Source organism: Pseudomonas sp. NPDC087817, from assembly GCF_044742875.1.
Lineage (GTDB): Bacteria > Pseudomonadota > Gammaproteobacteria > Pseudomonadales > Pseudomonadaceae > Aquipseudomonas.
The window spans coordinates 139,737-161,194 of sequence record NZ_JBIUVJ010000003.1; the positions used below are offsets into that span (position 1 = coordinate 139,737).

The following is a 21,458-nucleotide window of genomic DNA, read 5'->3' on the forward strand; positions in this document are numbered from 1 at the left end:
CATAAAAAACTGTGGGAGCTGGCTTGCCAGCGATGGGGCCAGTCAGGGCAATAAATAATCCAGATTTTTTCCCAGGACTCCAGCATCACCCGATCCTTGATTCCCCCATCCTCGGGTTCTCCTTTCTGTCATCTGCAACCACCCGCCAACGGCTCCAGCCCGATTCAGCCAAACCCGCGATCCAGACGCTGCGCAGCATCCGACAAACACCCGAGAAAATCCCTTCAGAAACACCCCGCAGCTCCCGAGGTTTTTTCCTTTATCTGTCACCGGAAACTGCGAATTTCTCAGTGCGACTCAACCCAGGCCAGCGCTAGCGAGGGCCCGGTGAGTCCTCCCAGTGTCATGCAAGCCATCCGAAACCCTGTGTTCACAACCCAGTTGAAAAGGAGATTCTTCATGTTCAAGCGCACTCTGATCGCAGCCTCACTGACTGTCGCCGCATTGGCCTCTGCCCAGGCCATGGCCGTAACCGGTGGTGGCGCTTCACTGCCTGCCGCTCTGTACAAAGGCTCTGCCAACAGCATCCTGCCTGCCAACTTCAGCTACGCCGTGACCGGTAGCGGCGTTGGCAAAAGTGCTTTCCTGACCAACAACTCTGCACAGTTCAGCACCACCGGCACTGTGCACTTCGCCGGTAGCGATTCGATTCTCAGCGCTTCGGAACTCAGCACCTACACCACCAACTTCGGTACTTCATACGGCCCGCTGATCCAGTTGCCATCGGTGGCCACTTCGGTTGCCATTCCGTACAAAAAAGCCGGCCAGACCGCGCTTAACCTGACCAGCACTCAGCTGTGCAACGCGCTTTCGGGCAGCGTGACCGATTGGGGTACCCTGTTGGGCACTTCCGACACCACCCCGATCCGTGTGGTTTACCGCAACGTTTCCAGTGGCACCACTGAAATCCTCAGCCGCCACTTGAATGCTGTTTGCCCAGGCAAATTCGCCGTCAACTCCACCTTCAGCAACGCTCGTCTGCCAGCCGGTTCTGCTCTGCCTTCGACTTGGGTCGGCGTAGCCAACACCGCTGACGTGGCGACTGCCGTGAACGCCGTAGACGGTTCCATCGGTTACGTCGGTCCGGACGGCGTGAACGCAACCAGCAACGCCGTGGTTGCCCGCGTCAATGGCGTACAGCCAACCAACGCCAACGTGACCCTGGCACTCAGCACTGCTGCCTTGCCAACCGCGCCGGCCAACCCGGCACAGTGGGCGCCAGTCGTGCCTAACCCGGCCACCGGTTATCCGATCGTGGCTTACACCAACTTCATCTTCGGCCAGTGCTACAAGGACGCAGCCGTGGCCGCTGATGTCAAAGCCTTCCTGACCACTCACTACAGCAACCCGGGCAACAACGTTGCCACCGTTGCCCACAGCTTCACGCCGGTTCCAAACAACTGGAAAACCGCTGTGACCGCCAACTTCATCACCAACAGCTCGGGCAACAACCTGAACATCAACAACGCCAACGCCTGCAACGGTGTCGGTCGTCCTTAAGCAAGCCTCGTTTCACGCGCAATGAAATGGCAGCTGCCTTCGGGCTGCTGCCATTTTTTTTGCCGATTTACACCTCGAACATGAAATTTGTGTGACATCCGTTCGGTCGTGATGCTCGCCAACTGCCTATGTCGTAACAGCAGGGCTGAACCGGCCTGCAATCAAAAAGGATCTGTAGTGATGCTTGCTCGCACCTCCCGTCGCAGTACCCGTGTCCAGCCTGCAAACCGTGGCGCTGGCGATCCGGCCCAGTGGTTGCTCAAGCCGCTGGCCCAGGCGATGGCGTTGTGTCTGGTAGCGGGCAGTGCCGAGGCCGCAACCGCGTTCAGCTCGAGCTGGTTTGCCGCTAAAGGTGTTGCGCAGCAAGCAGCGGCGGCGAGACCTGGCGTGGGTGGTTTGCCGGGGATGACGCCACCGCTGGCCCAGCAGCAGCGGGCCAATCAGCAGTTACAGCGTTCGTTGCAGACACTCAACAACACCGTGGCGGCGATCGCCGCCCAGCAGGCGGCACAAGCGGCCGGACGCGCCGCCGCACTGGGCAGCGTGCAAGTGGTGCCCGATGGACTGGGCGAGGGCGGTCTGAAAGTCGACAACAGCCTGGCCCAGGGCTGGATGAATGCCAAAGGCCCGCAACAAACCCAGGCCGACGGCAAGACCTCGGTGAAGATCGAGCAGACTGCCGACAAGGCGATTCTCAATTGGGAAACCTTCAACGTCGGGCGCAATACCACGGTGGAATTTGCCCAGCAGTCCAACTGGGCGGTGCTCAACCGGGTCAATGATCCGAGCGCGCGGCCCAGCCAGATTCAAGGACAGATCAAGGCGGACGGTACCGTCATGCTGATTAACCGCAACGGCATCGTGTTCAGCGGCAGCAGTCAGGTCAATGTGCGTAACCTGGTGGCGGCAGCGGCGGATATCAGCGATGTGCAGTTCCGCGACCGTGGTCTGTATTTCGACAGCAAGGGCAGCCAGCCAACCTTCACCGACGCTGCCGGCAAAGTCCTTGTGGAACGTGGTGCCGCGATTGAAACACGCAAACCTGCGCTTTCCACTGATTCCGGCGGCTACACCCTGTTGCTCGGCAAGGAAGTGCAGAACGACGGCTCTATCAGCACGGCCAAAGGTCAGACTGTCCTCGGCGCGGGTGACCGCTTCTACATTCGTAAAGGTTCGGGCACCGAGGGTAATGGTTATTCCACGACCTTTGGCAGCGAGGTCATTCCCGGTTTCAAGGCTGACAGCACCGGCAAGGTCAGCAACACCGGCCTGATTCAGGCCGCGACGGGCGACATCACTCTGACTGGCCACGACGTCGTGCAAAACGGCGTGCTGTTGGCGAGCACTTCGGTCGCGACGCGTGGCACCGTGCACTTGCTCAATCCGGCCACTGACACTCGGGGCCGTGTGACATTGGGCGAAGGCAGCGTCAGTGCAATCCTGCTCGACAGCAGCGACCTGACCGCCCTCGACAGTCAGCGCGAGTCGGCGCTGATCGGTGTGAATGCCGACAACCGGATTCGCAGTGACCAGTCACGCATCGTTATCGGCAGCGGGGGTACCGTCGAGTTTCAACGAGGCTCGATCACCCTCGCTACTGGCGGTCAGGTCGCCGTGGCTGCCGGCCAGCGCAGTCTGGTGCGCGACGGGGCGGTGATTGATGTCTCCGGCGCCCTGGGCGTGAAAGTGGCCATGGAAGCCAACAACATCAAGATCAACGTGCAGGGTAACGAGCAGCGCGATGCCTCGGTCAATCGCCAGAGCGGTGCGCTGAACAGTAACGATGTCTGGGTCGATGTTCGCGAATTGGTCTTCGTGCCGGTGGGCACCAACGGTTACGCCACTGACCGCTGGTACACCGCCGGCGGGCTGCTGGAAGTGGGCGGTTACCTTGGCACCCAGGGCCACGGTATCGGTGAATGGATGGCTCAGGGCGGTGAAGTGAGATTTTCCGGCAATGATGTGATCAGCGAAAAAGGTTCGCTGATCAATTTGTCCGGCGGCACGCTCGATGTGCAAAGCGGCGAGATTCGCCAGAGCTGGCTGCGCGGTGCCGACGGGCGCTTATACGAAGTCTCCCGTGCGCCGGGCGACATTCTCTACAGCGGTCTTTACAAAGGTTACGAAAGTAGCAGTGAGCGCTGGGGGCAGACTGAATATTTCTATAGCCCATTGATCGCGCCGACGCGTCGTCTGGAAGCCGGGTATACCGTGGGTCGTGACGCCGGGCAATTGGTGATTGCCACGGGCAACGCCGTGCTGGACGGTCAACTGTTGGGCGAGGTGTTTCAGGGCGAACGGCAAACCCGGACCCCCCGGGCCGGTCTCGACGGATATGAGGAGGCGCAGACCGCCCGGGCACGGCGTGGGCAGTTGATCGTGGGTGGCTACGATGCCGCCTATGTCGCTGCCAGTTCGGGCTTGCTTTATCAGCTCAGCCCGCTGCTGGATCAAGTGCAGGTCGGGGGCGTGCGTGACACCGGTACTGATTCAGGATTGGCTGGCGCGGTCGCTGAAGAGCGTCGGGGCAAACTGTTTCTCGATGCCGGGCTGCTTAATGGATTCAAGCTGGGGGCGCTGAAGATTTCCGCCAAAAACAGCATTGAGGTCAATGACCGCGTGGCGCTGGACAATGGCGGTGACATCACGTTGTTCAGCCCTGAGGTACAGGTCAACGCTGACCTGGTAGCGCAAGGTGGCAGCCTGCGTCTTGGCAACGTGTTGAACCAGCTCGCCACGAATCGACGCGACGACGTCAGCCTCCCGGTGCCAGCGGCTAAACAGGCGCGGGTGGCCGTTGCACAGGGTGTGCATTTGCAGACTCAAGGTCTCTGGAGCAACCTGTCGAGCAACCCGGACGACGCTGGCGGACTGGCGTACATCGACGGCGGGACGGTGTCGATCCGCAGCAGCGGCGACATCCTTCTGGCCAGTGGCAGTCAAGTCGATGTCTCGTCGGGCGGCGCGATACTGGCCAACGGCAAGACCCGTGGCGGCAAGGGGGGCGACGTGACCCTTGAATCCAGCACCAACAGCGCGCCCGGCCAGTCACACATGGTGCTTGATGGTGACATTCAGGGTTACGGCGTGAGCGGCGGCGGTACGCTGACCCTGCAGGCCAATAAGGTGCTGATCGGCTCTGCCAGCGAGGGCCTCGATGGACAGACGTTGCGTCTGGCGCCGGGACTGTTCCGCTCGGGCTTCAGCGCCTACAACATCATCGGTTTGAAGGGCCTGGAACTGGCCGATGACACCGCCCTCGATGTGCTGATGCCGGTCTATCGTTTCGCCGAATCAGCCTCGAACGTGCCGTCCGGTACGACACCAGGCAATGCCCTTGAGCTTTGGACGCCGACGCTGTTCCAGGAAAATCCGCTCAAGGGCGTACTGACGCAAAGAGCTGGTGCCTCCGTTGCATTGCAGGCCGGCGCAACGTTCCCCGGTTTGATTGACCCCGCCGACAGCCCGTTGTCCATCGGCCAGGGCTCACGGATCAACGTCGATCCCGGTCAGCGCATCAGCTTGCGCGGGGCAGGTCAGATCACGGTGGACGGTGAGCTCAACGCGTGGGGCGGCAGCATTGATATCCGTCAGCAGCAATTCGGCTCGATTGATGTGGCAACGTCGTTGCAAGAGGCGGATCCGACGGCGCACAACCGTTCGATCTGGATCGGTGAGCATGCCGTGCTCGATGTCGCCGGTCGGGCCGCGACAGCAGTGGATGCGTTGGGCAGAGTCTACGGTCAGGTCGGCAAGGGCGGCTCGATCATCCTCGGTGGCGAAATTGATGCGAAGAAGGCCACCGCGACCGCCGCCGACGCTTACGTCATCGTCCGTCAAGGTGCGCGTCTGGAGGCTTCCGGCACGCAAGCGGTGCTGGACAATACCGGGCAAGGACCGGTTCGCGTGGCCACCGATGGCGGACGCATTGCCTTGAGCTCCTACAATGGCCTGTTTATCGAAGGCAGTCTGCAGGCCGGCGCCGGTGGTGCAGGCGCGGCGGGCGGACGTCTGGAAATCGCGCTGGACACGCCGGCCTACGGTGCCGCGGTCATGACCAATGCGGTGCGGGTGCCACGGGAATTGATCATCGGCCAAGGGCCGACGGAGGCACTGCCGCAGACGCTGCAAGCGGGCGAAGCCGCGGCACTTTTACGTTATGGACGGACGCGTCTGAGTGCTGATCAATTAACCAGTGGCGGTTTCGATAACGTCAGTCTGCTGAGCAACGGCCTGATGCCGTTCGAGGGCGATGTCGACCTGAACATGGGGCAGAGTCTGAGTCTGTTCGCCGGTTCCATTTCCCTGGCCGAGTCGGCGAAGGACAGCACTCGGGTCAACCTCAGTGCGCCTTATCTGCGCCTGTCCGGGGTGGGCACTTACCTGAGTTCGGACAGCAAGATTCGTCCACGGGTCATGAGCAACCCGACCGCGCTGTTGTCCACTGCGCAGTTCAACGCCTCTGCGAACCTGCTGGACCTTGGGAGTTCGCTGTCTTTTGGCACCGAAGGGACTGTTTTGCAAGCAGGAGCACCGGAGCTCAAGGTCAGTCGGCGTGGCTTTGCTGAGGTGACGCTCGACAGCGCAGGCGACATGAGATTTCTCGCGCCGAGCGATGAGCAACAGCGAAGCCGTCTGTGGACACCCGGTGACATGCACTTGCGTGCAGCGCAAATCTATCCGGCCAGTGGTGTCCAGGCTGAAGTGCGCGTGGGGTATCAGAGCCAGGCCGGATCGGTGCCGGAGCATACGTTGCGTATCAGCAGTCACGGGGCGGCGCCGACGACACTGCCTTACTCGGTGTTCGGCAGCCTCACATTGAGCGCTGGCCACATTGAGCAGGGGGGCGTGATTCGGGCGCCGTTGGGTCTCATTGCGCTGGGTGAGGACGTTTTTGTCAAAACCCGTGAATTGCACCTGCTGCCCGGGAGCGTGACGTCTGTCAGTGCCGCCGGACTGGTCATGCCTTATGGCGGAACCACCGACGGGATCGACTATCGATACAACGGCAAGTCGGTGATCCTCAATGGCATTGCCGGTGCGACATCCGGGGTGATACTCGACGCGCAATACACCGATGTACAGGCCGGCGCGCTGATCGATATTGCGGGGGGCGGCGATTTGCGCGGGGCCGGTTTTGTTTCCGGGCGAGGCGGCTCTACCGACGCACGTTTCAATCCGCTGGCACGCAATGCCACCGATGGCACCTTCAGTCTGCCGGGACTGGCCAGCAACCCCGTTTATGCCATTGTCGCGGGTGACCAGAGCCGTTATGCGCCGATGCTCGCCGAGGCCGGCGCCGTCGATCCGCGTATCGGCCAGCAGATCACGCTCCAGGCCGGTATTCCCGGGCTGGCGCCGGGCACCTACACTTTGCTGCCGTCAACCTTCGCCTTGTTACCGGGTGCCTTCCGGGTCGAAATCAATGGTCAGGCGATGGCCGGCCCGATGGGCAGCGCGTTGCCGTTGCGCAACGGTTCCTGGACCAGTTCCGGGCAGATGTCGATTGCCAATACCGGCATTCGTGACAGCCTGCCCAGCCAGGTGATTGTGACGTCTGCCGATGTCCTGCGGCGTTATTCGCAGTACAACGAAACCGGCTACACCCAATTTGTTCTCAACGATGCCGCACGGCGCGGCCTGCCACGTGCTCGCACGCCGCTGGACGGCAACACGCTGCACCTGCGCATGGTCAGCGGCGGCGAACATGACAACGCTCTCGACTTCAATGGGCGGGTGCTGTTCAAGCCCGCCGATGGCGGGGTGATGGGCACCACTGTCGTCCAGGGCGGTTATACCGGCGGTGAGTTCGAGATTCTCGGCGCCGGGCGGACGCGCACGGCGGGGTTTACCGGTGTATCGCTGTATGCCGACACCCTCAATGCGCTGAATGCCGGACGACTGACCATCGGTGGCACCCCGACCGTGTATTACGGCGCGGAAGGCAGCTCCATAAAAATGATCGGCAGCACCTCCGCCATCACGCTGAGAGAGGGAGCCATCCTCTCGGCGCCGGAGGTCGTGCTAAGCACCACCAGCGCCAATGGCGGCATCACGATTGATGCGGGAGCGGGCATCAATACCTTGGGGCGCGGCGCCGTTGCGTACGATGCGGCGGCCGGTTTCATCTATGTACCGGAGCGCAACAGCCTGCTGGTGGTCTCCAATGGCTGGACGCCAGTGCTTGCGCCTTCTCCGGGCGGAGGCGGGAGCATTCGTATTGGCGCCTGTCCGACCGCCGAGTGCACGGCGCCGGCGTTGCTGTACTCCAATGGCAGCATCATCGCCGCCACCGACAAAGACTTCGAAATGGGCGAGAGCGTTCGTTTCGGCACCCGCCAGTTGGGACTGTCGGTCGGCGTGGTGAATGCCGGCAGTGCGCAAGCACTGGCAGCGGCCACCGGTCGTCTGCCCGCAGGCCTGACGCTGAACCAGAACGTGCTTGATCGTTTGTTGCAGGGCGACACGCAATTCGGCGCGCCAGCCCTGGAAACCCTGAGTCTGGTGGCCCGCGATGCATTCAACTTTTTCGGCGATGTCACCCTCGACACGCTCGACCCACAGACCGGCGAGAGCCGATTGCAGAATCTGGCGCTGGGCACCCCGGCCATCTATGGCTCGGGAGGTGTCCGCGACGTGGCGACGATTCGCACCCGGAATCTGATCTGGAACGGTGCCACGCAAGCGCCGGGCACGGTGGTCAAGGATGGCGCTGGCAACGGCCACGGCACGCTGGATATTCAGGCGCAACGGATCGAACTGGGTTATGGCCCGAATCCACAACCCAATGGTCTGGACCTCAACAACCGACTCACTCTGGGTTTTGCCAACGTCAACCTCAATGCCAGCGAACGCATCACCGCCAACCACAAGGGCAGCCTGGCGGTGTACGAATCGCAAGGGGCTTACGACGCGGTCACGGGGTTCAGCTACAGCGGTGGCAATCTCAACCTGCGCACGCCATTGTTGACCGGCGAAGCCGCCTCGGTCAGCGAGCTCAAGGCCGGCAACAACCTGAGCCTGAGCGGCACCGCCACCACGGCGGTGGCGGATGCCCTCGGCGCGCAACTGAGTCTGTCGGCACGCAGCGTTGTGCTCGACAGTCGCATCGTGCTTGCCAGCGGCAAACTGCTGGTCAATGCCGAGGACGATCTGACGCTTGGCAGCGGCGCGCAGGTGGACATGGCAGGTCGCGTCCTGCCGTTCAACGATGTGAAGAAATACAGCTGGGGCGGCGATCTGTCGTTGCACAGCAGCGCAGGCAATATTCATCAGGCGGCGGGTTCGCGGATCGATCTGTCGGCAGTCAACAATCAGGCCGGCCAACTCAGTGTCGTGGCCCTGGCCGTCGACGCCGGACAGGTTGACCTGCAAGGGCAGATCGTCGGCAGCAGCAGCGGCTACTACGATGCGGGCGGCACCTGGGTGCCGTACAAGGCCGCCGGTGTGGACATTCGCGCTCAGCGTCTGCAGGGTGATTTGAGCCAGGCCTTCGCCAGCCTCAACCAGCGCCTGAATGAGGGCGCAGTGACTGGAAGCCGCAGCTTCCAGTTCAAGCAGGGTGATCTGGTCATCGGTGACGGGCTCAAGGCCGGCGAGGTCAATGTCTCGGTGGACAGCGGCAGCCTCACCGTGGCCGGGCTGATCGATGCCAGTGGCGAACGGGTCGGCAGCATTCGTCTGGCCGGCAAAAACGGCTTGAGCCTGACCGGTGACGCGGTGCTGGATGCTCATGGCCGCGTGCTGCGAGTCGACAGCTACGGCCAGATCATCGACGCGCCGAACCGCGCCATGGTCGAGCTCAATTCCGCTGACGGTGTACTGACGTTGGCCGCCGGTGCACGGATCGATCTGCGTCACGGCACCGATGCAGTGGCTGGAAACCTGGCGGGACAACGCGATGGTCTGGCGCGTGGGACGCTGGAGCTGAATGCACCGCGCCTGGGCGGCAATGACATTGCGATTGATGCCAGCGGCGCGGTGAATATTCAAGGTGCCCGCTCCATTGGGCTGAACGCCGTGCGCCGCTACAGCGATGCCGTCGACGGCACCGATCCGGCGGCCAGCGGTCGCCCGTATCAGGTGATCGATCAGGGCTACCTGGACCGCATTCACACTGACAGCGACGGCTTTATCAACGCGGCACTGAACAACAGTGATCTGCTGCAACGTAAACTGGCCGGCCTCAACAATGCGACCTACGCGGATGTATTTCACCTGCGCCCGGGTGTCGAAATCGTCAGTAAATCTGCCGACGGTGATCTGGTTGTACAGGGCGATCTCGATCTGTCCGGCTACCGTTATGCAAGCCTCAACCCGAACACTCGCCGAACCTCGGTGTATGGCAGCGGTGAGGCGGGCAGCCTGTTGATCCGGGCGGGTGGCAATCTCGATATCTACGGCAGCATCAACGACGGTTTTGCGCCGCCGCCGGAAACTGCCGACGATGCTGGCTGGAAACTGGTACCGGGCATTCAGCCGTACGGTGGCGACCTGATTGTGCCGGGCGCCGGGGTGAGCCTTGCCGAAGGTACGCTTTTCCCGGTCGGTGCAACATTGAACTACGACTTGCCGATTCAGGCCGCCACGCTGGCAGCGGGTACTGTGTTGCCGGTTCAGGGCACGCTGGCCGCACCCTATACGCTTGAGGCCGGAACCGTGCTGGCTGGCGATGTGCATGACTCGGTGGGCAATCTGCTGTATGCCGCCGGCACATTGCTCGAAAACGCTGTGACCCTGCCGGCAGGCAGTTGTTTGGGCGCAGGCATTCGTTTGAACAACGCCACTGCGTTACAGACCCTGCTCTGGCCCAAAGGTGTGCCGCTGCCGGGTGCTGTCGATGGCGACAATAAAACGGTCGGCGTCTTGCTGAGCACTACGCTGGAGCTGTTACGTGGTTCGCTGATTCCATCCATGACCAATGTGAAGCTGGCGGACGGCACCGTGTTCCTCGATCTGCGTCCGTCCAATGGCACACAACAAGGTCGCAACTGGGCGATTGCCAGCATGCTGCCGGCAGGCAGTGCGTCGTGGTCGATGCGCATGGTGGCAGGCGCCGATCTGGCCGCAGCCGACAGCCGTGCAGTGAAACCTCAGGCCAGCGCCGGCAACTTGCAGCTGGCGGACACCCACTATGGTGTGACCATGATCGAGGTGGCCGGCAAACTGGTCTGGGCCGTAGGTAACGAGTATGGCTTTACTCCGTACGAACCGGTTCCAGAGGAATACCTGCTGCTTTGCGAGATCGCGCCCGACGCCTGTGCGCCGATGGCGCGCACGGTGTGGGCGCCGGGTAACTGGATGGGCATGCCGGATTACACGCCGATGAACGATGACGAATTGTTCTGGTGCAGCATCGATCCGGCGCTGTGCATCGAAAACAATCCCCGCAAGAGCGCCGAAGCCCATTCGCAAATGTTCAGCGTGTTGCGCACCGGCACCGGTGACCTGGACCTGATGGCTGCCGGTAACGTGAGCATGGCTTCACCGTTTGGCGTGTACACCGCCGGCACTCAATCGAGCAACGTCGATGCGCGTTACAACCAGGCACGAGGGCGTCTGTCGGCCGATGGTTCGGTGTTGGGCAGCGCGGGCAGCGATGTCGAAAAATGGGTCGATGGCGGCAGTGCCAGTCTTTATCAGGCCTGGTATCCGCAGATGGGCGGTAACCTGACGATCAATGCCGGCGGGTCGGTGTCGGGTGACGTGCTCGGCCGTCGTACCACTGCCGTTGCCGACGGCACGCGTGAGCAGCTTCCAAGTGTCGCGGTGGGCAATTGGCTGTGGCGCCAGGGGACGGGAAACGACGATGTGCCGACGGCCTGGTGGATCAACTTTGGCAGCTACGCTGCGCAGCCTCTACCAATGCAGGGTGTGGAAAGCAAACCCTATCTGGTGGGCTTCACCGGTTTCGGTACGTTGGGCGGCGGCAACATCAGTTTGAGCGCCACCGGGGATGCCGGCATGCTCAAGGCCATGGGCGATGAAAAGTATGCGGCTTACCCACGCAGTCAGGGCCTGATCGTGGCGGTCGGCAGCACCGGCCGCGTCGGTAGCGACGGCAACCTGCAACTGACCGGGGGCGGAGACCTGGATATTCGTCTCGGTGGCACCCTCAATCCGTCTCTGCAAGCACGCGCGGGCCTGTCGGGTACAGGCACGCCGACGCACGATTTGCAGGGCGCGATCATCAACCTGCGTGGTGCTGCGCAACTGACGGGCGCCGCGTTGGGCGGGGTCAATCTGCAGTACGGCGCGTCTTCGCTGTTTCACGACCCAAGGGAAACGCGCGCCTTCGATCCGTTCAATTCGACGGCCAGCAATGCCAGCGGCGGGGTGGTGCTGATTCCCGGCGACTCGGGTATGCGCCTCAATACCCGAGGCGATCTGGTACTCGGTGGCGCTGCGGACCCAGGCCGCGTGCGTCTGCAGAACTCGACACCGTTTACCACGGCCGATGGCGTTTACCACGCCGGTGGCGGTTTGACGGGGTTTTCGCTGTGGACCGATCACACGGCCATCGATTTATTCTCGGCAGGCGGCAATCTGACGCCGAACACCCAACTGATGGAAACCGCCGTCCAAGGGAAAATCGACGGGCTCAATACGTCGCCCACCGATGATCGCTACGTGATCCCGTCGATACTGCGCGCCGTCGCGGGCCAGGGTTCGATTTATGTCGGGCCGTCAGCGGCTTACGGTGTAGGCAACGCTGCACCGGCCCTGAACTATTCGCTGCTGCTGGCGCCTTCGAACGCGGGGCAGCTTGAGCTGATCGCAGGCGATTCGATCTATGCCGGTGGCTACGCCATCAACCAGTCAGGTGCCAGCCCATCGGCCATCGCGACACCCTTTGCACCTGCATTCAATGGCTACGGCAACAACGTCTACAGCCGACCGATCATGAGCAACGCCGGCAGCGACGGTGTGCTGGCGGAGACCAATACGCGCTACCCACTCTTTGCTTTTGGTCCTGATAGTTACTCGGGGTTGAGCCGTGTCCAGGGGCCGGCGCGTTTCTATGCATTGACCGGTGATCTGGTGGGGATTCGTACGGGCGAGACATTGTTCTTCGAGACCACGAAACGCACTTGGTATGAAGCCGCGGGTCCGGTGTGGATGGTGGCGGGGCGCGACATCGTCGCTTCCGGTACGAACCTGGGACAACAGACGTATTCGGCCAGCGAGGGCAGGGGCCGCAGTAACGAGCAGATCGCCTCTACCGGCAATCTGTTCGTGCACAGCCAGCCTGGCGATGTCTCTCGGGTCTCGGCCGGGCGCGACATCCTCTATAGCAGTTTCGACATCGCCGGGCCGGGTGTTCTGGACGTGAATGCCGGGCGCAACATCCTCATGGAGGATCGCGCCAGCATCAACAGCATAGGGCCGTTGGTGGCCGGGGATAACCAGCCTGGCGCGAGCGTGGTGTTGCAGGCTGGCGCAGGGGCACAGGGGCCGGATTATTTGCGGTTCATCGCGCGGTATCTGAACACGCTGAATGTTGCCAATCCGGATACCTCGCTCAGCGCGCAACCGGGCAAGGTGGTCAAAACCTATCTCGACGAACTACAGAGCTGGTTGACCCTCGGTTACGGCTTCAGCGGCAGCGCCGAACAGGCGCAAGCGTTCTACGCCGCGTTGCCGAGTGCCGAGCAGGCGATCTTCGCCCGTCAGGTGTACTTCGCCGAACTGCGTGCCGGTGGCCTGGAATACAACGATGTCGACGGCCCGCGCAAAGGCAGTTACCTGCGCGGTCGCAATGCCATTGCCGCGCTGTTCCCGACCACCGATGTGGCCGGCAATCCGATCCGCTACGACGGCGACATCACGCTGTACGGCGGCGCCGGGGTCAAGACGCTGTTTGGCGGCGACATCCAGATGCTCACACCGGGCGGTGGTCAGGTGTTCGGCATCGAGGGCGCGGCACCGCCATCCACGGCGGGGATCATCACCCAGGGCTCGGGCAACATTCAGCTCTATTCGCAGGGCAGCATCCTGCTCGGTCAGAGCCGGATCATGACCACCTTCGGCGGCTCGATTCTCGGCTGGTCGGCCGAGGGCGATATCAACGCCGGTCGTGGCTCGAAAACCACTGTGGTCTACACCCCGCCGAAACGCGTCTACGACACCTGGGGCAACGTGACCCTGTCGCCATCGGTACCGAGCACCGGCGCCGGTATCGCCACGCTCAATCCGATTGCCGAAGTGAAGCCCGGCGACATCGACCTGATCGCACCGCTGGGCACCATTGATGCGGGCGAGGCGGGGATTCGCGTGTCGGGCAACGTCAACATCGCCGCGCTGACGGTGGTCAACGCCGCCAACATTTCGGTGCAGGGCAAGTCGACGGGTGTGCCGGTGGTGTCGGCGGTGAATACCGGGGCGATCACTTCGGCCAGTTCCGCCGCGTCCTCGGCCACGCAAGCGGCGGAAGATGTTGCGCGTCAGCAGCAGGCGGCAGCGCGGCAGAATCAGGCGTCGGTGTTCACCGTGCAGGTGCTGAGTTTCGGCAACGAACAACTGGCGCCGTCGCGTGATGGCGCCAGCCGTGCGCCGGCTCCGGGTTACAACCCGAACAGCCCGGTGCAGGTGTTGGGCGCGGGGGCGCTGGATGAACAGGCGAAACAGCAGTTGACCGAGGAGGAACGTGGGCAACTGACGTTGTAAAAGACTCTCGTGTAGTACGTTTGGGCGGCCATTTGGCCGCCCTTTTTTTCTGCTAAAAACTTCGGAACTGGCCACAACCCTTGTAGGAGTGAGCCTGCTCGCGATAGCGGTGTGTCAGAGAGCACATCAGTAACTGATACACCGCTATCGCGAGCAGGCTCACTCCCACAGGGGATTGCGGTGGGGTCAGAAAGCGTAAGGAATGCTGACTTTCGCCCACAACATTTCCCCTTCCGGCCGGTTCTCCACATCAAATTCCTTGGCCCAGCGAATCTCCGCACTGGCGTACTTGAGGAAGGTGAAGTGCAGCGCCGGACCAATCGCGAAGACCTTGCCACGCACGCCGTCATCGACGTCCTGCCCGGCAAACTGCACGGTGTGGCCGAACTGTTTGTCGTCGGTGGTCTGCTTGAGGTAGTAGCCGTTGATGCCGAGCATCAGATCGTCGGTGATCTTGTAGCTGGCGGAATAATCGAAGTGGAAGATCTGCCCCGATTTGTAATCGGTGTCCTTGTTCTTCTCGTTGAAGCTGTAAGTGGTCTTCATCGAGACTTCGGTCTTGTCCGTCGGCAGCCAAGTGAAGGAGAACAGCGGTTTGTAGGTGTAAAAATTGTTGCTGGTGTTGGCCAGCCGATCGACGCTGTATTCGCCGGTCGGCACGGTGATTTCCACGGCGGCACCGAGGGTCAGGTTCTTGCCCATGTCCCACAGAATGATCGGCGCGATGGTGGTGTCGCCCATGCCTTCGCGGGTGTCGCTGAGGCCGAACACCGAGACTTCCTGCTTCAACCACGGCTGGGCAATGTAGCCGGCCAGACGTCCGCCGAATATCCGCACGGGGCTCAGATAATCGAGGCGTGGAATGACGGCGGTGGATTCGATCTCGACATTCGGCACTTTGCCGCCAAACGAGCTGATGTTGAGTTTTCGCGCCTTGTAATGGTTGTAGTAGAGGTTGAACGCGACCATGTTCTCCGGAAGGCTGTCGACTTCCAGCGGCAGCATGAAGAAGCCGTCGGTGCCGGTGCCGATGTTGTCGACGCCGGCTTCGGTGGCCAGGGCCGGCAGGGTCGCGGTGCCGGCCAGTAATGTCAGGGCCAGGCGGCAACGGTAAGTCGCGCGGTTCGGGTTCATATCCGTCCTCATTATTATTGTGATTGGGCGCAACGCCGGCACGCAGAACGCCCGGCACTATAGAAATAAGCGCTTGGCGCCCGACAGGGCAGGGTATTGGCGGACAGTTAGGGGGACTTCTGCGGACAGTGCGCCAACCCTGTGCTAACTTCTTTCGACATAACCGGTTACAAAAATAACAATCAAGCGTGCTCCGGAATGTCTCGCCCTCATGAACGTAAAAGTCCAAGACCCGACCTTTGAACTGGCGTTGGTATCGCCATTTCTCCTGCAAACCCTCGCCGAAGTCGCGCAGAACAAGGGCGTCGACCCCGAAAGCCTGTGCCGTGGGCTGGGTTTTACCCTCGAAGATTTGCAGGATCCGGCGCAGCGGATTTCCTATCGTCAGGCCGTGGCGATGATTCAGCGCGCGCTCAAGGTGCTGCCCAATCAGGGCCTGGGTTTGTGGGTCGGGGCACAGAATGTACTCGGCACGCTGGGGCTGCTCGGCCACGTTTTGTCGCTGTGCAAGACCTTGCGCGATGCCTTTGCGCTGGGAATTCGCCATCAGCACACGTCGGGCGGAATTGTGGTGTCCAGCGTCGATGTGGTCGGTGAGCAGGTGCATCTCGATGCCGAATGCCGCTTACCGTTCGCCGATGTGCAGGTGTTCGCGGTCGAGGAGTTTTTCGCCAGTCTGCTGGTGTACGGTCGGGCGCTGGCGGGGGCCGATTTCCAGGCAATTGCCGTGGAGTTCATGCATGCCGCCCCGGATTACCTGAGCGAATATCACCGCCTGCTCGGGCCGCAGGTGCGCTTCGGTTGCCTGCACAATCGCATGTTGATCGACGTGCAATGGCTTGATGTGAATCTACCCAATCACCACTCACTGGCATTGCGTCAGGCAGTGGCGTTACTGGAGCTGGAAGCGGCGCAGGTGCATCAGAAACTCGATTTGATTCAGGCCGTGGAAAGGGCGATTGCCCGGGACTTGAGCCGGGGCAGCCATATCGAAAAGATTGCCGGTGATCTGAACATGAGCAGCCGTACTTTGCGTCGGCGCCTGACCGAACATTCGCTGACTTTTGAAGCACTGCTGGAGCAAGTACGGCAGGCGCGGACGATGAGTCTGCTGGCCAATCCGGACATGCCCATCGAGCGGATTACCGAGGAGGTGGGCTACAGCGATGTGCGCAGTTTTCGCCGGGCGTTCAAGCGCTGGACGGGGATGAGCCCGAGTGCATGGCGCAATGACGCAAACCCTCACCCCAGCCCTCTCCCGGAGGGAGAGGGGGCCGACCGAGGTGTCTTAAGAGTTACATCGACCTGAAAGATTGTGTCGATTATGGACTTGAGAGATTGAGGCCGACCGAGGTGTCTTGAGTCATGCATCGACATGAACGATCCTGGTCGATAACGGATTCACCGATGAACGCTCACGTCGGTGTAGATCTTGAATATCCCGCAATCAGTTCCCTCTCCCTCCGGGAGAGGGCTAGGGTGAGGGGCTTTTGGCGTCATCCAAACCCCCACAAACCCTCCGGCCACAGGTAAACTCCCGCGCACTTTCCAAGGAGTTCACATGAGTTACTACCAGCCGGGCATTCTCGCCACCCCTGTTCCTGCGCAAGCACGTCATCTGTTTTTCGCCCTCGAATCGGTTGAAGCACTGCCGCAGGCGATCGACAACCTGATGAACCTGGTGGACGGCAAATCGGCAGTGGTCGGTTTCGGCGAGTCCCTGGCCAAGGCCCTCAACGTGGAAATCGACGGCCTGCGCAGCTTTCCGGCCATGACTGGCGTCGGCGTGGAAAACCCGTCGACCCAGCACGCGCTGTGGGTCTGGTTGCACGGCGTCGACCGTGGCGAGTTGCTCAACCGCTGCAATGCCTTCGAAGCCGCACTGGCGCCGGCACTGCGTCTGGCAGATGTGCAGGAAGCCTTCCGCTACAAGGACGGCCACGACCTGACTGGCTACGAGGACGGCACGGAAAACCCGCACGATGACGCAGCCATCGCCGCTGCATTGCTGAGTGAAGGCGCCGATGGCCTGGTCGGCGGCAGCTTCGCTGCGATCCAGCAATGGCAGCACGATCTCAAGGGTTTCCATAAGCTGTCCGCCGAAGACAAGGACAACATCATGGGCCGTCGCCTGAGCGACAACGAAGAGATCGACGACGCGCCGGTCTCCGCCCACGTCAAACGCACCGCGCAGGAAAGCTTTGCGCCGGAAGCGTTCGTCGTACGCTGCTCGATGCCGTGGATTGAAGGTGATCGCGCCGGCCTGATGTTCCTCGCGTTCGGTTTTTCGCTGGATGCGTTCGAAGCGCAACTGCGCCGCATGAGCGGTCTGGAAGACGGCATCACCGACGGTCTGTATCGCATCAGCCGTCCGATCACCGGCGGCTATTACTGGTGCCCGCCACTCAAGGACGGGCATCTGGATCTGCGCGCTTTGCGCATCGGCTAAGGCCTTCAAATACAGGGAGTAGACATGAACGTGGTGCGTTGGGGCATGATCGGTTGCGGCAGCGTCGCTGAACGCAAAAGCGGACCGGCCTTCTACAAGGCCCCCGGTTCGGCGCTGGTGGCGGTGATGGGGCGACGCCTTGAAGCGGTGAGCGATTACGCCACGCGCCACGGCATCGCCCGGGTCTACACCGATGTCGATGCGCTGATCAACGACCCCGAGGTGGATGCGGTGTACATCGCCACGCCCCCCGACAGTCACCACGCCTACAGCCTCAAAGTCGCTGCCGCCGGCAAACATTGCTGTGTGGAAAAGCCCATGGCGCTCAACGCCGGGCAAAGCCGCGAGATGCAGCAGACGTTTGCCGACGCAGGCCTGCACCTGTTCGTTTCCTACTATCGCCGTTCGTTGCCGCGTTTTGCGCAGGTGCGTCAGTGGCTGGAGCTGGGGCGTATTGGTGACGTGCGGCATTTGAGCTGGACGCTGACCAAGGCGCCATCAGCAGCGGATCTGGAAGGTCGCGATAACTGGCGCACCGATCCGGCGGTGGCCGGCGGCGGTTACTTCGCCGATCTGGCCAGCCATGGTTTTGATCTGTTCCAGTATCTGCTTGGCGACATTGTTGAAGTCGCCGGATTCACCGCACGGCAAGCCGGGTTGTATGCGGCCGAGGACGCCGTCAGCGCCAGTTGGCGGTTCGCCTCCGGGGCGCTGGGCATGGGCTGCTGGAGCTTTGTCGCGGATCGGCGCGAGGATCGCGTCGAGATCATCGGCAGTCGTGGGCGGATCGGTTTTTCTGTGTTTGATGAGCATCCGGTCCAGCTATTTGCCGACGAACAGATCAGTCTGGAAATCCCCCATCACGAACACATTCAGTGGCATCACGTCCTCGGCATGAACGCGCACATCCGTGGCGAATCACAGCATCCCGCCATGGCCGCACAAGCGCTCAAGACTGACTGGGTCATGGACCAGATCCTCAAGCGCCACTGACTACCAGTCTTACACCATCCCCCTGTGGGAGCTGGCTTGCCAGCGATAGCGGTGCTTCAGATAGCCAATCCGTTGGCTGACAGGACGCCATCGCTGGCAAGCCAGCTCCCACAGGTGACAGCGTGTGCCATGCATCTAAGGTTATGCCCATTCGGTATTTCTCAACCTTGTCATAACATCTCTAAGATCACGTCATAACTCGTTATAACAAGTGATCCCGCGATGACCGATATCGTTCTATCTCTTTCCAGCGTGCCGCTGCACACCCAACTGCGCGATGTCCTCCGTGCGCGCATTCTCGACGGCGAATACCCGCAAGACAGCCAGATGCCTTCCGAAAGCGAACTCGGTGCGCTGTTCAAAGTCAGCCGCATCACCGTGCGCCAAGCCTTGGGCGATCTGCAGAAGGAAGGGCTGATCTTCAAGATCCACGGCAAAGGTACCTTCGTCGCCAAGCCGAAAACCTTTCAGAACGTCAGCAGCCTGCAAGGCCTCGCCGAGTCCATGACCGGGCGCGGTTATGAGGTGATCAACCGCCTGCGCAGTTTCAAATTCATCCCGGCCGACAAACGCGTCGCCGAGCGTTTGCAAGTCGCAGAAGGCGAGACCGTCGCGCAGATCAAACGTGTACGGCTGATCAACCGCGAGCCGATCTCGCTGGAAATCACCTACCTGCCCAAAGGCGTCGGCGAGCGTCTGGAGAAGGCTGATCTGGTCACCCGCGACATCTTCCTGATTCTCGAAAACGACTGCGGCATCGCCCTCGGCCACGCCGATCTGGCCATCGACGCGGTGCTCGCTGACAGCGATCTGACCCAGGCACTCAATGTCGAGGCCGGCTCGCCAATCATGCGCATCGAACGCCTGACCCACGACGCCAACGGCCAGCCGCTGGACTTCGAACACCTTTACTACCGTGGCGATGCGTTCCAGTACCGCCTGCGGATCGACCGGCAAAAAGGGGAGCAGGCATGACCCGCAACGTTCTCGAACAGGAATACGACATCGTCGTGATCGGCGGTGGCACCGCAGGCCCGATGGCGGCCATCAAGGCCAAAGAAAAGAACCGTGACTTGCGTGTGCTGCTGGTCGACAAGGCCAACGTCAAACGCAGCGGCGCGATCAGCATGGGCATGGATGGCCTGAACAACGCGATCATCCCCGGCCACTCGACGCCCGAGCAGTACACCAAGGAAATCACCATCGCCAACGACGGCATCGTCAATCAGGCGGCGGTGTACGCCTACGCGACGCACAGTTTCGAAACCATCGAGCAGCTCGACCGCTGGGGCGTGAAGTTCGAGAAGGACGAAACCGGCGATTACGCGGTGAAAAAAGTCCATCACATGGGCGCCTATGTGCTGCCGATGCCGGAAGGGCACGACATCAAGAAAGTCCTTTATCGCCAGTTGAAACGCGCACGGGTGAGCATCACCAATCGCCTGGTGTGCACGCGTTTGCTGACCGACGAGGAGGGCACCGTCAATGGCGTGATGGGCTTCGATTGCCGCACCGCCGACTTCCATGTGATCAAGGCCAAAGCAGTGATCCTCGCGTGCGGCGCGGCGGGGCGCCTCGGCTTGCCTTCATCGGGTTACCTGATGGGCACCTACGAAAACCCGACCAACGCCGGCGATGGTTACGCGATGGCCTATCACGCCGGCGCCGAACTGGCCAACCTCGAGTGCTTCCAGATCAACCCGCTGATCAAGGATTACAACGGCCCGGCCTGCGCTTATGTCACCGGCCCGCTGGGCGGCTACACCGCCAACAACAAGGGTGAACGCTTCATCGAGTGCGACTACTGGAGCGGGCAGATGATGTGGGAGTTTCACCAGGAGCTGGAAAGCGGCAACGGCCCGGTGTTCCTCAAGCTCGATCACCTGGCCGAGGAAACCATCCAGAACATCGAAGAAATCCTGCACAGCAACGAGCGTCCGAGCCGGGGCCAGTTCCACGCCAATCGCGGCACTGACTACCGTGCGCAGATGGTCGAGATGCACATCTCGGAAATCGGCTTTTGCAGCGGCCATTCGGCGTCGGGCGTGTGGGTCAACGAACGCGCCGAGACGTCGGTGAAAGGCTTGTACTCGGCCGGTGACATGGCCGCGGTGCCGCACAACTACATGCTCGGTGCGTTCACCTACGGCTGGTTCGCCGGGCACAACGCGGCGGATTTCGTCGCCGGTCGCGAGTTTTCGGCGCTGGATACCGAGCAGATCGAGAAAGAGAAAGCCCGAGTTTACGCGCCACTGGATCGCGAACACGGTCTGCCGCCGGCACAGGTCGAATACAAGCTGCGACGCTTCGTCAACGATTACCTGCAACCGCCGAAAGTGACCAAGAAGATGCAGATTGGTCTGCAACGCTTCAGCGATATCGAGCGCGATCTCGAGCAGATGAAGGCCAACAACGCCCATGAACTGATGCGCGCGATGGAAACCAGCGTGATCCGTGACTGCGCCGAAATGGCCGCGCGCGCCTCGTTGTTCCGCGCCGAAAGCCGTTGGGGCCTGTACCACTATCGCGTCGATCACCCGCAGCGCAATGACGCTGAGTGGTTCTGCCATTGCCATCTGAAGAAGGGCGAGGACGGGCAGATGACCAGCTTCAAGAAAGCCGTCGAGCCCTACATCATCCCCCTCGATGCCGAAGAAATGCAGGCTTACGACCGCTTGCGGGTGGGCGCTTTTGCCGCTTGATACATCAATACATC

8 protein-coding genes are annotated in these 21,458 nt (G+C 61.5%); 7 read left to right on the forward strand and 1 reads right to left on the reverse strand.

Annotation, left to right across the window (positions count from 1 at the left end; all coding sequences use genetic code 11):
• The first annotated feature begins 399 nt into the window (after positions 1 to 399).
• Positions 400 to 1,500: a substrate-binding domain-containing protein gene (locus ACIONG_RS04390; RefSeq protein WP_315446917.1), complete on the forward strand. Its 1,101-nt coding sequence runs from the start codon at positions 400 to 402 to the stop codon at positions 1,498 to 1,500.
• 180 nt (positions 1,501 to 1,680) lie between these two features.
• Positions 1,681 to 14,166: a filamentous haemagglutinin family protein gene (locus ACIONG_RS04395; RefSeq protein WP_401296991.1), complete on the forward strand. Its 12,486-nt coding sequence runs from the start codon at positions 1,681 to 1,683 to the stop codon at positions 14,164 to 14,166.
• A gap of 186 nt (positions 14,167 to 14,352) precedes the next feature.
• On the opposite strand, the gene ACIONG_RS04400 is transcribed toward ACIONG_RS04395, so the two are convergent.
• Positions 14,353 to 15,300 (reverse strand): transporter, encoded by a 948-nt coding sequence (locus tag ACIONG_RS04400; protein WP_103302416.1) that lies wholly within the window; start codon positions 15,298 to 15,300, stop codon positions 14,353 to 14,355.
• Positions 15,301 to 15,511: 211 nt separating this feature from the next.
• On the opposite strand from ACIONG_RS04400, the gene ACIONG_RS04405 reads away from it, so the two are divergent.
• From ACIONG_RS04405 to ACIONG_RS04425, 5 genes are all read left to right on the forward strand, one after another.
• Positions 15,512 to 16,609 (forward strand): AraC family transcriptional regulator, encoded by a 1,098-nt coding sequence (locus ACIONG_RS04405; protein WP_401296993.1) that lies wholly within the window; start codon positions 15,512 to 15,514, stop codon positions 16,607 to 16,609.
• Between the two features lie 252 nt (positions 16,610 to 16,861).
• The gene (locus ACIONG_RS04410; RefSeq protein WP_401296995.1) at positions 16,862 to 17,749 is read left to right on the forward strand and encodes a Dyp-type peroxidase; all 888 of its coding nucleotides are present in this window, start codon (positions 16,862 to 16,864) and stop codon (positions 17,747 to 17,749) included.
• Between the two features lie 24 nt (positions 17,750 to 17,773).
• Entirely contained in the window at positions 17,774 to 18,742 is a 969-nt protein-coding gene (locus ACIONG_RS04415) for a Gfo/Idh/MocA family protein (protein ID WP_401296996.1), read from the forward strand.
• 222 nt (positions 18,743 to 18,964) lie between these two features.
• Positions 18,965 to 19,717 (forward strand): GntR family transcriptional regulator, encoded by a 753-nt coding sequence (locus ACIONG_RS04420; protein WP_401296997.1) that lies wholly within the window; start codon positions 18,965 to 18,967, stop codon positions 19,715 to 19,717.
• The gene (locus ACIONG_RS04425; RefSeq protein ID WP_401296999.1) at positions 19,714 to 21,444 is read left to right on the forward strand and encodes a fumarate reductase/succinate dehydrogenase flavoprotein subunit; all 1,731 of its coding nucleotides are present in this window, start codon (positions 19,714 to 19,716) and stop codon (positions 21,442 to 21,444) included. Before ACIONG_RS04420 ends, ACIONG_RS04425 begins: the two co-directional genes overlap by 4 nt.
• The last annotated feature ends 14 nt before the right edge of the window (positions 21,445 to 21,458 follow it).